13 protein-coding genes are annotated in these 15037 nt (G+C 60.4%); 5 read left to right on the top strand and 8 right to left on the bottom strand.

Features of this window, described 5'->3' with window-relative positions; all coding sequences use genetic code 11:
- Positions 1–99 precede the first annotated feature (99 nt).
- Positions 100–3621 carry a transcription-repair coupling factor gene (gene mfd, locus AC0L8G_RS12260; RefSeq protein ID WP_473384475.1) on the top strand — a complete coding sequence of 1174 codons (3522 nt, stop codon included), beginning with the start codon at positions 100–102 and terminating at the stop codon, positions 3619–3621.
- Here mfd and AC0L8G_RS12255 read toward each other — a convergent pair.
- The 3 genes from AC0L8G_RS12255 to AC0L8G_RS12245 are packed head-to-tail and all read right to left on the bottom strand — an operon-like array spanning position 3590 to position 6748.
- Positions 3590–4957 (bottom strand): GGDEF domain-containing protein, encoded by a 1368-nt coding sequence (locus tag AC0L8G_RS12255; RefSeq protein ID WP_473384474.1) that lies wholly within the window; start codon positions 4955–4957, stop codon positions 3590–3592. The two genes, mfd and AC0L8G_RS12255, sit on opposite strands and share 32 nt — an antisense overlap.
- Before the next feature lie 40 nt (positions 4958–4997).
- On the bottom strand, positions 4998–5996 hold the full coding sequence (locus tag AC0L8G_RS12250) for a D-alanyl-D-alanine carboxypeptidase family protein (RefSeq protein ID WP_473388863.1): 999 nt from the start codon (positions 5994–5996) through the stop codon (positions 4998–5000).
- A 29-nt stretch (positions 5997–6025) separates the two neighbouring features.
- Positions 6026–6748: a hypothetical protein gene (locus AC0L8G_RS12245; RefSeq protein WP_473384473.1), complete on the bottom strand. Its 723-nt coding sequence runs from the start codon at positions 6746–6748 to the stop codon at positions 6026–6028.
- Positions 6749–6971: 223 nt separating this feature from the next.
- Between AC0L8G_RS12245 and AC0L8G_RS12240 the strand changes: the two genes are divergently transcribed.
- Together AC0L8G_RS12240 and AC0L8G_RS12235 are read left to right on the top strand one after the other, a co-directional pair.
- Positions 6972–7712, top strand: a complete 741-nt coding sequence (locus tag AC0L8G_RS12240) for a histidine phosphatase family protein (protein WP_473384472.1) — start codon at positions 6972–6974, stop codon at positions 7710–7712.
- A gap of 105 nt (positions 7713–7817) precedes the next feature.
- Positions 7818–8669, top strand: a complete 852-nt coding sequence (locus tag AC0L8G_RS12235) for a hypothetical protein (RefSeq protein WP_473384471.1) — start codon at positions 7818–7820, stop codon at positions 8667–8669.
- On the opposite strand, the gene AC0L8G_RS12230 is transcribed toward AC0L8G_RS12235, so the two are convergent.
- The 4 genes from AC0L8G_RS12230 to AC0L8G_RS12215 all read right to left on the bottom strand — a co-directional run bounded on the left by AC0L8G_RS12230 (position 8666) and on the right by AC0L8G_RS12215 (position 11361).
- Positions 8666–9892, bottom strand: coding sequence for an RNA polymerase sigma factor (locus AC0L8G_RS12230; protein WP_473384470.1), 1227 nt, complete (start codon positions 9890–9892; stop codon positions 8666–8668). The two genes, AC0L8G_RS12235 and AC0L8G_RS12230, sit on opposite strands and share 4 nt — an antisense overlap.
- 2 nt (positions 9893–9894) lie before the next feature.
- Positions 9895–10236, bottom strand: coding sequence for a YciI family protein (locus AC0L8G_RS12225; protein ID WP_473384469.1), 342 nt, complete (start codon positions 10234–10236; stop codon positions 9895–9897).
- Positions 10237–10248: 12 nt separating this feature from the next.
- Positions 10249–10611, bottom strand: a complete 363-nt coding sequence (locus tag AC0L8G_RS12220; protein ID WP_473384468.1) for a YciI family protein — start codon at positions 10609–10611, stop codon at positions 10249–10251.
- 87 nt (positions 10612–10698) lie between these two features.
- The gene (locus AC0L8G_RS12215) at positions 10699–11361 is read right to left on the bottom strand and encodes a Fe2+-dependent dioxygenase (RefSeq protein WP_473384467.1); all 663 of its coding nucleotides are present in this window, start codon (positions 11359–11361) and stop codon (positions 10699–10701) included.
- Between the two features lie 76 nt (positions 11362–11437).
- Here AC0L8G_RS12215 and AC0L8G_RS12210 point away from each other — a divergent pair, with 76 nt between their 5' ends.
- Positions 11438–12259, top strand: a complete 822-nt coding sequence (locus tag AC0L8G_RS12210; protein ID WP_473384466.1) for a hypothetical protein — start codon at positions 11438–11440, stop codon at positions 12257–12259.
- Positions 12260–12649: 390 nt separating this feature from the next.
- Positions 12650–14020, top strand: a complete 1371-nt coding sequence (locus AC0L8G_RS12205; protein ID WP_473384465.1) for a Y-family DNA polymerase — start codon at positions 12650–12652, stop codon at positions 14018–14020.
- Positions 14021–14030: 10 nt separating this feature from the next.
- On the opposite strand, the gene AC0L8G_RS12200 is transcribed toward AC0L8G_RS12205, so the two are convergent.
- Positions 14031–15005: an SDH family Clp fold serine proteinase gene (locus AC0L8G_RS12200; RefSeq protein WP_473384464.1), complete on the bottom strand. Its 975-nt coding sequence runs from the start codon at positions 15003–15005 to the stop codon at positions 14031–14033.
- Positions 15006–15037 lie beyond the last annotated feature (32 nt).

Below are 15037 nucleotides of genomic sequence, written 5' to 3'. Positions count from 1 at the left end.
AAGCGGTTGCCCGATTTGGCTTTACCCCCTACATCCCTTGGCAAACGCGACCGCTGAATCCAGCGGCCGCGCATTTTGCGTTGAGGGATTTGTTTGAAAATGGCTGGTGCTGACGGCGGCAAGACGATGGTTTCGGGCGTGGCGAACATAAGCGCGGAAACCGCCTGGAAGACCGAAGGCCGCCTTGATGTCTATGGCGCGCCCGAAGGCGCGGATGCGATGGCCGTCGCAGCGGCGGCGCGCGCGGCCAACGGACTGGTGATGCATATCGCCCGCGACGGTGCCCGCGCGGCGACCATGGCGCAGTCATTGAAATTCTTCGCCCCGGACATTCCGGTGCTTGAATATCCGGCCTGGGATTGTCTTCCCTATGACCGCGTTTCGCCGTCGCCTGCCGTATCCTCAAAACGCATGGCGAGCCTTGCGGCGCTGCTTCGGCGCGGGGAAGGGCCGTTTATCGTTGTCGCCCCGTTAAACGCGGCGGTGCAGAAAACCCCGCCGAAAGAAATTATCGAAAATGCGGCCATGTCGCTGGCGCCGGGCGCGGTGATGGCGATGGATACGCTCACCCACTATCTGAGCGCCAATGGCTATGCGCGCTCCTCAACGGTTCGCGAACCGGGCGAGTTCGCCGTGCGCGGCGGCCTGGTTGATATTTTCCCGCCGGGCGCAGACGAGCCCGTGCGTCTCGATTTCTTTGGCGACAGTCTGGAAAGCGTGCGCGCCTTCGATGCGGAAACCCAACGCACGACGCGCCAGCTCACCGGCTTTTCCCTCGCCGCCGCCAGCGAGATTTTGTTGTCGGACGAAACCATCCTTCGTTTCCGCAAGGGCTATGTGGCGACTTTCGGCCCGGCGGGCGACGACCCGCTCTATGAGGCGGTGAGCGCCGGGCGGATCCATGCGGGCGCCGAACACTGGCTGCCGCTGTTTTACGAACGCATGGACACGCTGTTCGATTTTGTCGGCGACGCTTTGATCTTCACCGACCATCTCGCCGATGAGGCGGCGGAAGAACGGCTCGCCTCGATCAATGATCATTATGAAGCGCGCGCGGAAGATGCGGAAACCCGCAAGCCGCGCAATAATGATTTCGCTGCGCCCGCTTATCGTCCGCTCAAGCCTGATGCGCTCTATCTGAGCGAAGACGAGTGGAAGGAGCGGATGTTCACCACCAATCTGCGTCCGCTCTCGCCCTTCGCGCCGGCGGAAAATGCGCGCGCCTTTAATTTCGGCGCAAAAGTCGGGCGCAGCTTCGCCGCCGAACGCGCCGCGGAAACCCTCAATGTTTTCGACGCCGTAAACGCCCATGCGAAAACCCTGATCGCTGCGAAAAAGAAAGTCGTCATCGCCTGCTGGTCCGACGGCTCCGCCGACCGCATGCAAACGGTGCTCGCCGATCATGGCGTCAAAAATATCGAGGTTGTTGCGGACTGGAAGGGCGTTCAGAAATCCGCATCGCCGATCACCACGGCGGTGCTGGGCCTTGAAACCGGGTTTGAAACACCGGACGCCGCCTTCATTTCCGAACAGGATATTCTCGGCGACCGTCTGGTGCGCCGCGGCCGCAAGAAACGGGCGGAAAACTTCCTCTCCGAAGCCTCAAGCCTGTCGATAGGCGATCTGGTTGTGCATGTGGAGCACGGCGTCGCGCGATATCTCGGCCTGAAAACGCTGGAAGTGATGGGCGCGCCCCATGACTGTCTGAATCTCGAATATCATGGCGGCGACAAGCTGTTCCTGCCGGTTGAAAATATCGAGCTGTTGTCGCGCTTCGGGTCCGATGATGCGGGCGTGCAGCTCGACAAGCTGGGCGGCGCCGCGTGGCAGGGCCGCAAAGCGAAGATGCGCGCGCGCATCAAGATGCTGGCCGAACAGTTGATCGCGATCGCGGCGAAACGCGCCATGCGTCATGCGGATGCGGTCAGTCCGGCGACCGGCACCTATGACGAATTCTGCGCGCGGTTCCCCTATGCGGAAACCGAAGATCAGGAAAACGCCATCGCGGATGTGATTGAAGACTTCGCCAAGGGCCAGCCAATGGATCGTCTGGTCTGCGGCGATGTGGGCTTCGGCAAAACGGAAGTCGCGCTGCGCGCAGCCTTCATCATGGCGATGACCGGAAGACAGGTGGCGGTGATCACGCCGACGACCTTGCTCGCGCGTCAGCACTACAAGAATTTCGCCGAACGGTTCAAAGGCTTCCCCGTCAAGATCGCGCAACTGTCGCGCATGGTCTCCGCCGCTGACGCCAAGGCCGCGAAAGACGGCATCACCAGCGGCGATGTGGACATCATCATCGGCACCCATGCCTTGCTGCAAAAGACCATCAAGTTCCGCGATGTGGGTCTGGTCATTGTCGACGAGGAGCAGCATTTCGGCGTTAAACACAAAGAACGCCTGAAAGAGTTTCGCGCCGATACCCATGTGCTGACGCTGACCGCGACGCCGATCCCGCGCACCCTGCAACTCGCCATGAGCGGCATTCGTGATCTGTCGCTGATCGCCACGCCGCCGGTCGACCGCCTTGCGGTGCGCACCACCGTTGGTCCGTTCGATCCGGTGGTGGCGCGCGAAACGCTGTTGCGCGAACATTATCGCGGCGGACAGAGCTTCTATGTGGCGCCGCGTATTTCCGATCTCGACGACATTGCTGAGTTTCTCCGCGAGGACTTGCCGGAGCTCAAGTTCAAGATCGCCAACGGCCAAATGAGCGCGGGCGAACTCGAAGACATCATGACCGCTTTTTACGAAGGCAAATTCGATGTGCTGGTCGCGACCACCATCATCGAATCCGGGCTCGATATTCCGACCGCCAACACGATCCTTATCCACCGGGCGGATATGTTTGGTCTCGGCCAGCTCTATCAGCTGCGCGGCCGGGTCGGGCGCTCGAAACAGCGCGCCTATGCCTATCTCACCACCAGCGCGCGCAAGAAAATGACCGACGCCGCCGAACGCCGCCTTAAAGTCATGCAGTCGCTGGATACGCTGGGCGCGGGTTTCACGCTGGCGAGCCACGATCTCGATATTCGCGGCGCCGGCAACCTCTTGGGCGAGGAACAGTCGGGTCACGTCAAAGAAGTCGGCGTCGAACTTTACCAGCACATGCTCGAAGAGGCGGTCGCGGAATTGCGCGAAGGCGGGCATGCAGGCGAAGACCAGTGGTCGCCGCAGATCAATCTCGGCGCCGCCGTGCTGATCCCGGAAGACTATGTCACTGATCTTGATGTGCGTATGGCGCTATACCGCCGCCTTGGCGATGTGACGGCGCCGGAGGAAATCGACGGCTTCGCCGCCGAACTCGTGGACCGCTTCGGCAAGATGCCGCGCGAGGTGGAGCAATTGCTGGAAATCGTCGCCATCAAGGCGGTGTGCCGTAAAGCGGGCATCGCCAAGATCGATGCCGGCCCGAAAGGCGCCGTCATTTCTTTCCGCCATGATCAGTTCGAAAATGTCGCCGGGCTGGTGCAGTATATGTCTACATCGCCGCTCGACGTGAAACTTCGCCCCGACCAGAAAGTCGTGTTCCGTCAGGAATGGGCGGATGACAAAGCGCGCTTGCGCGGCGCCAAAAAAATCGCCGGGATTATAGCGGAGATCGCTGCGAAACCTGCTTAGGGGATTTGTCGTCCCGCAAGACCGCCAGCGCCAGCGCAATGCTTTCTTCGACACACATGCCCTCCGGGCGCTCGCAGGCGGCGGCCTCTACATGCACGCCGTATAGCTGCTGGTCGTCATTTGAGCGGAAGACGGTGTTTTCAAGCACGCCCTGAATGCGCATCGCCGCGCGCGCTGCATTGGTTTCGGTTGTCGCAGGGGCGAGCACAAGAAACGTATCCGTAGAAACCCGCGCCACCGTGTCTTCAGCGCGCGTCACCCGGTTGATGAGCCGGGCCGCCTGATGCAAGGCGCGACGCCCGGGTTCGGCCTCGCCGGTTTCTTTCGCTTCCATCTCGATACGCAAGGCGATCATCGCCATCACACGGCCGCTTTGATCGGCCCGCGCGCAAAGCCGCGCCCCATGCTCGGTGAGAAAGGCGCCAGTGAAGGCGCCTGATCCCAGATCGCGCACGCCGTCGCCTTCGCAAGCCATCAGGAACCTGCGCATGGATTTCAAAAGCCGCGCGCGTCTCGCGGCGATTTGCGCCTTTTGTCCAAGATCCGCCGCCACATGACCCGTGAGAATGAAATCCGACGCGCCGCGCTTTGCATAATCCGTGGCGAGGTCCGGATCATTGAGCGGAAAAATGATCGGCATGCTTGAATGTTTGGGATGACGGCGAAGCGAGCGCGCAAGGCCCATCAGCGGATCATTGTCGCGCGCGGCGAGAAACACCGCCGCATCGAAACGCGCATTTTCAACCGCACGCAACGCCTGTCCCGCCGAGAACACGCAGATGCATTGTTCGGTGATGGGTTTCAGCGCATTGACCGCGGCGAGGGCGGTCGGTCCGGCTTCGCCCGCAATCAGCACGCGCATCGGCGTTGACGGCGCGGCAATCGGCGGAAACTCATTGAGGCGGCTCAGCGTAGCAAGCGACTTCAGTCTTTCGCCGGCTTCCTCGGCGATGTTGCGTAAGCGCAGGACCTGACGGCAGCGCTCGATCAATCCTTCAGGACGGGTCAGCATCACCACCAATTCGCCATGGCGGCGCAGCGCCTTGCGCGCCGTCTCGTCGATATAGGGATCGACGATGATAAGGATGGATGATTCCGGAGAGGACTTTCGCAACAGCCCGGCGATCGATTGCGCCTTGCGGCTCGACACATGGCGGCCGCGCAAATCGATCAGGCCGATATCGCAGCGGTTCCGCTCATGCGATGCGGGGTATTCATGGGAAATAAGCGAATAGCCGGCATCGGCGAAGCTCACGGTTAACGCGTCGCGCGCGTCATCCGGGCCGCCAACATAAACGATCCGTGCTTTCGGCGTCTGGCCGATCTCTGTCTGCATGAAGGCGCCCTGGCAGGCGGCGTTCGCCGCTCGTGAAACTTCAGCGCGGCGAGGCCGCTGCTGGCAATTTATTCAAGATACGGGCCGTTCTCGCATCTTCTTGTGCAGGTTGCACGAGGGTGTCCTCGCTCGCCGCGAGGGTGATTTCCGGCTTGCCCGAAAGGCATATGTCTTCCTCGCCAATCGCCGGGAAAACGCCATTGGCGGCGCGCTCCTGATAACAGGGCAGGGCGGCGAGAAATTCCTGCGGTTTCTGGTGCGGTCCCGCTTCGCGATAAAGCTGCGCCGTGGAGACGCCCACATAGCGCCAGTGCCACGGCTCATAGCTGTCTTCACCGGGCAAATAATCGTTGCCCGGGGGATAAGACAGGATGAACCCGAAGCGATAGGCGTTTTCCTCAAAGCATTGATAGGACCGGTCCGATGGCCGCATGAACCGGCCGTCCACATTGATGTCGGCGGCGAGACCGGTCTGGTGCTCCGACATGCCCGGCGGGGTTACGGTGCCTTTCGAACCGATATTGGCGAACAGGACTTTTTGCGTCGCATAGGAACGATAGCCGGAGCGCAGGGACAGCCGCTCGCCAGCCTCTGACCGGCATAGCGAAATAAGCTGGGCGAGACGCGCCGGAAGGTTCGCCTCGCGCGGGTCTTCATCCTGATCGCCGGCAAGGCGTAATTTCATTTCGTCGATATTCGGGGACTTCGCGGTCGGAATTGAATATTCCGCCGCCGACACCAGATCGACCGGCGCATATGCCGACTCCAGCACGAAAAGTTGCGACACCGGGCGGTTGATGTCTTCGCGCCGGTCGCGTTCGCGATTGGCGGCGTAGCGCTGCGCCCCGAATGCATCGCGGAAGAGATTACGCATATGCTCTTGCAGGGCTTGCGCTTCGGTAAAGCGCCCCTGCTTTTCGTAAATGCCGGTGAGCAGTTTGATATAGAGGCTCAGATCCGGGCTGTTCGCGCCTTTCAGCTGTTCCTGCGTATGAAAGGCGTCAAGATAAAGCTTTTCCGCATCATCGAGCCGGCCCATCGCAGCGTAGACCGGACCGAGCACCAATGTCAGTTGCACCGTATCGGGATGATCGGCGCTGAGCAGTTTGGTGCGGATGAAATAGGCGGAAGATAATAGCCCCGCGGCGGCATAGGCGCTGTCGTCGCGCATGGCGTAAAACACGCCAAGCGAGGCCATGTTGCCGGCGGCGGCGAGTTGCGCTTCGCGGCCCCCCGGACTGGTTCATAAGGGCGCGCGTGATTGAGCGCGCCGGTAAAAAGCGGCGCCGCCTTGTCGACGCTTTCCGCGTAATAGGCGCTCATCGTGTTTGAATCTTCGCCGTTCATCCGCGCTGCATCATCGCCGGCGAGTTCAAGGAACGATGCGTAAATCGCCACGCCGGATTCAATATCGCCGGACAGGATCGACGACCTTGCGAGCTTGTCTTCATATTCCGCGCGCTCGCGCTCTGTGAGGCTCTGGGAAGCGTTGGTCGCCAATGTTTCGCGCAAGAGTTCGGCGACGCGGGCGTGACGCTCTCGCGTCAATTGCGCATTGGCGACGCGCAGCATCAGGGGCGACAGGCTCTCGCTGGTTTCGCCCTCGCGGCGCAGCAAAGTCAGCGCCCGCTCGCCATGAATAGCGGCCCGCGATTGCGCGCCGATGCCGGTCAGCTGGTCAAAACGGAAGAGGGCCGCGCTTGCGTCAACCCGCACAGCGACGTTGAAATACAGCAAGAACGAAATCGCCAGGAATAGAAACGCCCCGGCAAGATATGTTGGCGAACGCAACGCCATCGCCCCACAGAACCCCTCAGCAACGTTACGGCCTTTGCAGGCCCCACGCCCCCCTCGAGCTGATACGTTATCACTCGACTGCGTGCGAGGCGAGCCATTGACACGGATTTTCGGCAGGGATTTTTCGCGCCGAAGACATGCAGCAGGCTTGCTGGCGTCGCGGGCGGGATTTCGCTATGCCCGCTTTATCGACAACAGATGAAATAGGACGGACTTCATGAAAGGCGCAGGCAGGCGGCGGATTTATCTGATGCGGCACGGACATGTGGACTATTTCGCGCCGGATCTGACCGACCCGCGAATGGTGCCGCTCACCGATGAAGGCCGCATGCAGGCGGAGGCCGCCCGTGATGCGCTGAAGCACGCTCATTTCGATATCGCAGTCTATTCCGGCTTGCCGCGCACCAGAGAAACTGCGGAAATCGTGCTCGCGGGCAATGACGCGCCGCCGGATCTCGTCGCCCATGAGGGGCTGGAGGAAATCAAGGCCGGCTGGATCAAAGCAGCCACGCGGGAAGAACTCGCGGCGCGCCTCGCCTACAGCTTTGACGATGCGGAGAAGCCGGGGGCGGCGTTCCTGCCCGATGGGGAGACCTTCGATTATGCGGAGGGGCGCATAAAAGCAGCGCTTACTGAGTTGATTCTCAACCAGGAGTGGCGCTCGGCGCTAATAGTCGCCCATGAGGGCGTCAACCGGATCGCGCTCGGATGGGCTTGCGGCGGCGGGCTCTCGACCATCGCCGCTTTCGAGCAGGATCTCGCCTGCATCAATCTTCTCGATGTGGACGTCACGCCGGCGGAAAGCGGCGAGGGGCTGCAAATAGAGCGCATCGCGATCAAAGCGCTGAACGTCACCGCCTATGACTTTGTCAAAAAAGGACTTTCCCGCTCCAGCCTCGAACATTTGTTTGACGTGGATTTCGGCGGGTTGCGGCCGCGCCGCAGCGATGAGGGCTGACCGCAACCGGCGCGGAAAGACCGGGCAAGAGCGAAACTGCCTTAAACCTTTTGCAAATTTGTGGTTAACTCTCCTCTCATGGGGAATTCGTGAGGGAGTAAACTAATGCCGTATGGTGTGAAGCAGGGCGTAAAAGCGCCCGGCAATTTTACGATGGGGGATATTGTCGGGCTGGCGCTTTCAGGCTCCGCCGGCATTATCGCAGCGCTAGTGACGGATTATCAGCAATCCGGCGAGGGCTCGGCGCTTTTCACCGTCAATCAGTGGGTCGCGCAACTTGGCTCCATTCTCGGTTTCACCGACATCCCGCTTTGGATGGTCGTCGTGCTGATGACTTTTGTCGGCGCCGGCTCGGTTTTCTATTTCCAGCCAATCACCCGTCAGGGCGCTTTTGCGCAAGGCTTTGGTCTGCTGGCGGTGATTATGACGGCGATCCCTTCCAACCTTGCAGGCGGCCTTGAGAGCATCAACGATTCACTTCCCGGACTTCAGCCTGCATCGACCCGCGACGCGTCTGTTGAAGGCCGCATCTATCAGGCCAGCCTTAAAACCAGCGCAGAATACACTGAGATTCAGGCGCAGCGCGGTCCGGCGAAATATGACGTACACCTCACTATCAACTTTCCCGAAGGCTTGCCGGAAGATGTTGATACGATGATCCGCAGGGGCTCCCTGCGCGGACGCCTCCATAACGAGGACACTGGCGAAACCTTCAACATGTTCCGCAGCGCCGGCGGTTCGGTGCGCCAGGACGGCAATTCGCTGGTCATCCATGCGGGCGTTCCCGCACGATCTGAGACCGGGAAACTATGGGTTCGGGTGGAAGCGCAAGGTTACGCAATCCAGGTGGAATCCTATCAGGCGCGACTGAATGAGAGCGTGGACTGGAACATTGAAATGGTTCCGTCCTCCATGCCGTTATTCATGCAGCGCCTGAACAAGAGCTACTGGTTCTAACGAATTTCTGTAGCCGACTTACATTCCTGTAAGAACAAACGCGCCGCGTCATCCGTCGAAAGACCGATGGCGCGGTCATAGGATTCACCTGCTCGTTCATCACCGAGACGCTTCAGAACATGGGCGCGGACCGCCCAATAGGGTTGGTAGGAAGCGGTTCGCCCTGGGTCCATGCGCTCAAGGGCAAGCAACGCATCTGTGTCGCGGCCAGCATTTGACAACGCCGCCGCATAGCCTGTTTCCGCTCCCGTCGACGGCGCTCGGTCCAAAAGCGCTTCATATAACGCCACCACATCGTTTCTGACTTCATGTCCGTACAGCCGCGCCGCCGCGTGCGCAGACTGGATTGCCGCTTCAAGCTGAAAGCGGCCCGGTCGATGCAGGCGCGAGGCCTGTGAGAGGGCATGTTCAGCCATAGAGATCAGGTCGTGACGCCAACACTCAACGTCTTGTTCCATAAGCGGCACATACCGGCCGTCCTTGCGCCTGGCTTCGCGCCGCGCCTCTGCATGCAGCATCAGCGAGAGCAGTCCCCAAGCTTCCGCATCTTCCGGCATAAGCACAGTGACGAGCTTGACCAGAAATATTGCTTCTGAGGTGAGGTCGCTCATTCGCTCCGCCCCGTCCACCTCATTCCAGCCGGCGCCGAATGCTGCATAAATAGCGTCCAACACGGCTTCGACCCGTTCAGGCAGAAGCTCAGCAGGCGGCACGACAAAGGGAACGCCTGCTGATTTGATCTTGCGTTTCGCGCGGACCAGCCGCCCGCTCATCGCGGCGGGCGACGTCAGAAAGGCGGATGCGATGCGTGTTGCATCGAGGCCAAGCACCGTTTGCAACATCAAGGGCGCGCGCAGCCCGGCATCGATAGCGGGGTGCGCGCAGATGAACATCAGCTTTAGTCGTTCATCCGGGAAGGGGCTATCGCTGCTGGCTCGCGCCTCGGCTTCTTCTGCAGCAAGCAGCAATGCTTGCGCCGCCTCGTTGCGGGTTGTGTCCCTGCGCGAGGCGTCGATCAACTTTCGCCGCGCCGCAGTCATGATCCAAGCTTCCGGCGAGTCTGGCGCGCCGGTTCGCGGCCAGTGCTCTACTGCCGCGCGAAAAGCTTCGGCGAGCGCGTCTTCAGCGGCGGCCACATCACCTGTTCGCGCGCTTAGCCAGGCCAGCAAGCGGCCATATGATGCGCGCGCGGTTTCTTCAGCAATTGAGCGCGCATCACTCATGCTTATGCGCCGACATTCCAGACGGGCCGCACTTCAACATGCCCTATGCTGGCGCAAGGGCATCGCGCCGCCCAGTCCAGGGCCTCGTCAAGATTGGCGACATCAACAAGAAAATATCCGCCAAGCGTTTCTTTGCCGTCCGTAAAAGGACCATCTTCAACGGAAGTCCGGCGTATGCGTTTTCCGGTATTTGAATGCTCCAATGGATCACCGGCGATATGCGCGCCGGCTTGGCGCAGAGCATCGGAATAAGCGACATAGGAGCCGAAGATTGCGTTCCGCTTCTCTTCGTCCATCGCCGCCCACGCATCTTCATTGTCATAGAGCAGGAAAAGATACTTCATGTTCATTCCCTCCTATTCGCTTTCAGCGTAATCGGGGATCACGCGAACATCGACAAATCCGTTTTTCGCCGCCGGACATTTCATCGCCCATTGCGCTGCTGCGCCGATATCTGGCGCGTCTATGACGAAAAATCCGCCGAGTTGTTCTTTCGTATCGGGGAAGGGGCCGTCTTCAACCTTGCGTTTGCCGTCGCGCACGGACACGACGGTGGCCGTCGAAGGTTCCTCGAGCGCGGCAGCGCTGAGATACGCGCCCGCATTCCGCAATGCCTCGCTATATGCCATCCACTCGCCCATATAGGGTTCGCGGTCCGCTTTGTTTTCGCGATATGCAAAATCGTCTGGCGTTTCATTCGCCAGGAGCATGATTTTCATTTTGGTTCTCCTGATTTTATTCGCCCGTTGTGGCGTTGACAGGACATTGACGGGGCGGCGGCGGCGAAATCGACATTCGTCACCGATTTAATCGCCGAAGCTGCGCAGCAGATTGTTTCGCACATTCATCAGCCGGTTATAGACCGCAAGCGGCGCGCCTGCCTGTTTGAGATCCGCAAGGGAGGATTCCAGTTCGAACAGCAGGGCGCGGTGTTCGCTTGAGCGAATGCGGCTCTTGACCCAGCCGAAGCATGCGACGCGCGCGCCGGCGGTGACGGCCTCGACCCGGTGCACGGATGAAGAAGGATAGAGCACCAGACTGCCCAGCGGTCCCCGGATCGCGTCTTCATGACCCGCATTGTCGATCACCAGGGCGCCGCCCTGATAGTCTTCAGGGCTCGACAGAAACAGCGTGAAAGACAGATCGGTTCGGATGTTGTTGATATAAGGCGCATCCACATGATCGCCGTAAGCCATGCCGCCTTCATAGCGGTTGAGCGCCATTCTGGCGAAGGCTTCGGGCTGGGCCGCCGCGGAGAACACCGGATGGGCGGTGAGGGCGGCCTCGATCTTGGCGAGCGCGCCTTTGACCGGCGGCGCAGATGGGTCGGCCTGCTGGTTTTCCTTCACCGACCGGGCTTCGCCCTTGGCGGTCGCCTTGCCGTCTCGCCAGAGCGCCGGATCGGCCGTCGCCTCGAGGATAGCCCGGCAGTCGTCAGCCGTCAGAACCTTGTCGATATGCAGGAGCATCCCGCCTCCAGTTAAGAATCATTTGCATCTTAATTGCAATTGATTATCATGCTCGCAAATCCACTGGAGGAGCAAGATGACGCGTCGCGTAAAACTAATGACTGGCCTTTCAACTCTGGCGGCGGTGAGCGCTATGGCGCTTTCCGGCTGCGGCGGCGAAGGAGAGAACGCGGAAGGCGAAGCGGACCTTTCTGCGATTTCCGGCGAGGCCGAGTCTGAAGGCGAGGGCGACGTATCGACCGCCGCCCAGGGTGAAAGCGAAGGCGCAGCATCGGTCGGCGACCCGGCGACAGAGGATGTCGCCTATATCAAGCTTCTGGGCGAAGTGCGCGGGCATCTGATCGCGTTCTATGAACTCTATCAAAATGGATCGCGCCCGATGGCGCTGATGCATGTGAAACATCCCGAAAGCGAGCTTTACGCGGCGCTGGTGCCGGCCTTTTCCGCGCGCGGCCAAACCGGCTTTGCTGAGGAATTGAATGCGCTCGCCGCGGCGGCGAATGCGGATGGCGATGTGGACGACGCCTATAGCGCGGTTGTTGAAGCCATCGCGGCCCATACTCCAAAGGCCGACGTGTCAGAGCAATTGCTCGCGATTTCGCGTCTGGTGCGGACGGCGGCGGATGAGTTCGATATCGGCGTCGAAGATGACGGCTCTATTTCCAACGCCCATGAATATCAGGACGCCTATGGGTTTCTGGTCGCCTCACGGGACATTCTCGCCGGCATCGACACGGACGACATGAACGAGACCGACGCGATCAGCCTGGCCCATGAGCAACTCGAGCTGGCGCTTACGGCGTTTGACGGCCTTACGGCGGGGTCGACGGAGGGGCGCGCCTCGACGCTTTATGGCGCATCGTCGCGGATTGAAATCGCGGCGCGCGGCTTGATGTAGGCGTTGGTAGTGTCCCTACTTTGAATTTTCGCTCTTCTGAAATCTGCGCCGCCCAGCTTCCCTCAACTTATTCAACTCGGAAATAAGAAGGGAAATCTGGTCGTCCAGCTCTCCGAACGATACGCAGTCACTGGTGAGGTACGGCATTCCGCCCGCATCAGAAGAGTAGGAGTCTAATATTATCCGGGCATGAAGTGGACCCCATTCGCCAGCTCTAATGTCCAGTTTAACAGTCGCCATAAATCACCTCGTTTTATGATCTGCCACAAATAGTGGTTCTTACGGCATCCGCCACTGAGTTAATAAGCGGGACACCTAGGACGGCATAGAATCGCCGCTTCGCGCTGCCGCCGATGGACAGGCGAGAATAAATGTTCTACATTTGTTCTCATGAGCGCCACCAATCCGGATAGCACGACTGGCCCGGCCGTTTCGCCTGACGGCGAGCGGCCGCTCGCCTATTTGTTCATCGATTTCAACGCCTATTTCGCCAGCGTCGAGCAGCACGACCACCCGGAGCTTAAGGGGCGGCCAGTGATCGTCACTCCGCTCGCCTCGGAATATACCGGCGCAATTGCGGTGAGCTATGAGGCGCGCGCCTATGGGATCCGGCGCGGGACAATGGTGCGCGAGGCGCGGCAATTATGCCCCGGCATCGCTGTCATGCCGGCGCGTCACGATCGCTATGTGGTTGTGCACCGGCAACTGATGAAAGAGATCGAGCGCCACCTTCCGCTGGATAAGGTCTATTCGGTTGATGAGGCGGCGTTCCGGCTGTCGCGCTCCGAACGCGACCCGGCGCGGGCGGTGGAAACCGCGCGGCGGGTCAAGGCGGGGATTGCGGAAAATATCGGCCCGGCCCTGCGCGCGTCTATCGGCCTCGCGCCGAGCAGGCTTCTGGCGAAGCTCGCTGCGGAGCGCATAAAGCCGGATGGCCTGACGGTGCTCTGCGCCAGCGACCTGCCGCATAGTCTCGCCGATATGACGCTTACGGACATTCCGGGCGTCGGGTCCGGCATCGCGAAACGGCTGGCGAGAGCCGGCGTCCATGACTTCATGTCCTTGTGGAACCTGCAGCCGAAACAGGCGCGCGCGATCTGGAACTCGGTGATGGGCGAGCGCTTCTGGTACGGGCTGCATGGCTTTGAGACCGTGGAAGAGCCCACAAAGAAATCCATGATTGGCCACAGCCGTGTGCTCACCCGCGACCATGAAACGCCGGACAAGGCGCGCATTGTCGCCCGGGCTCTGTTGCTGAAGGCGGCGTCGCGCTTGCGCCATTATGGCTTGTTCGCCAGCACCCTCAGCCTGTCGGTGCGCCTGCGCCCCGAAGGCGGATGGGAGAGGGCCTGTCGCTTTCCCCATTCCCAGGACAGTTTCGTCTTTCTGAAATCCCTTGATGAGATGTGGGCGGCGTTTGCAACGCGCCAAAACCGCGATGGGCTGGCCTCGCGCTTCGGCGGCGTCACTGTTTATCTGCACGGCCTTGCCAAACCGGGAGAGACAGCCATTGATCAGCTTGATCTGTTCGCCGAGCCGGCCCGCATGGCGATGGATAATCGCCGCGCCGGACTCTGGAAAGCGATCGACGCCATCAATGCCGATGCCGATGCAAAATTTAGCCGGCTTGGCGCGCCGTCACCCGCAGGCGGTGGAAAACGCCATATCACTCTCGCCAGCCAGTCCGGCCTCGCACTCAATTATCTCGGGGTGAAAATCGCCTTCTCCCGGGTGCCGGAAGATGCGGAATTTATGTTTTGACGGGGGCGGACTATTCGCCGCGACGCCAGATCGGTTTGCGCTTTTGCTCTCTGGCGGAATGGCCTTGCAGTTCTTTCGGATTCCACGGGCCGTAGCTAAAGCTGCGCGCTCCGGGCTGCGGCTGGTAGCCCGTAAGGGAGACCTTGTGGCTCGAAACCGCGTCGGCGTTTTGCGCCGGTTGCTCATCGAGATATTTAACGCTCTTGGTGCGGCGCAGGGTGTCCGGGAAGAGCGCCATCATCTCCATAATTTCTTTCGGCATGTCATTGGAGACATTGAGGCCGAGTTCGCGGGCTTCGCCATAAGCGATCGGATAATCATGGGTCCAACGGCCGGAGGATAACTGTTCCGCGACCGCGATGGCGGCGTTTTCCGATACGGTGCCGGTCAGCAATTCGCGGGCGATCTTTTGCAGCTGGTTGATCGCCATGGCGCCCACATCGGCGAGCACAAGCGTATAATCATCCGTGTTCTGAATAGGTTTTTCACTGGCGACGCGCACGACAGAGGCGGCGGGAAGGCCGCCGATCTGCGGGTCGATGGGGCCCAGCACCGCATGCTCGCTCAACACGATCTCATCGGCGGCGAGCGCGATCAGCGTGCCGCCCGACATAGCGTAATGCGGCACGAAAACGGTTTTCTTGCCCGGATGGGCCTTGATCGCGCGGGCGATCTGCACGGCGGGAAGAACCAGACCGCCCGGCGTGTGCAAGATGAATTCCAGCGGCTTGTTGGGCGGCGTGTTGCGGATGGCTTCGAGCACATCCTCTGCGTCATTCAGGTCGATATAACGCAGCATCGGGATGCCAAGCATGCCCATGGGCTCTTGCCGGTGCACAATGGCGATGATCCGGCTTTTGCGCTTTTTCTGGATTTTCGTGAATTTGCTGACCAGTTCCGCATGCCGCTGCTTATTGGCGACGCTCCGCGAAAACAGGAACGCCAACAGCAACAGGAACGGCAACAAGCCGAATAACGCTTCCATGCCCCAAAATCCCCTCTACACACTACAGCCCC

Source organism: Hyphococcus sp. D3-15 (assembly GCF_055809375.1).
Note: the sequence above shows the minus strand (reverse complement) of the source record. Positions and strands in the feature narration are given on the sequence as shown.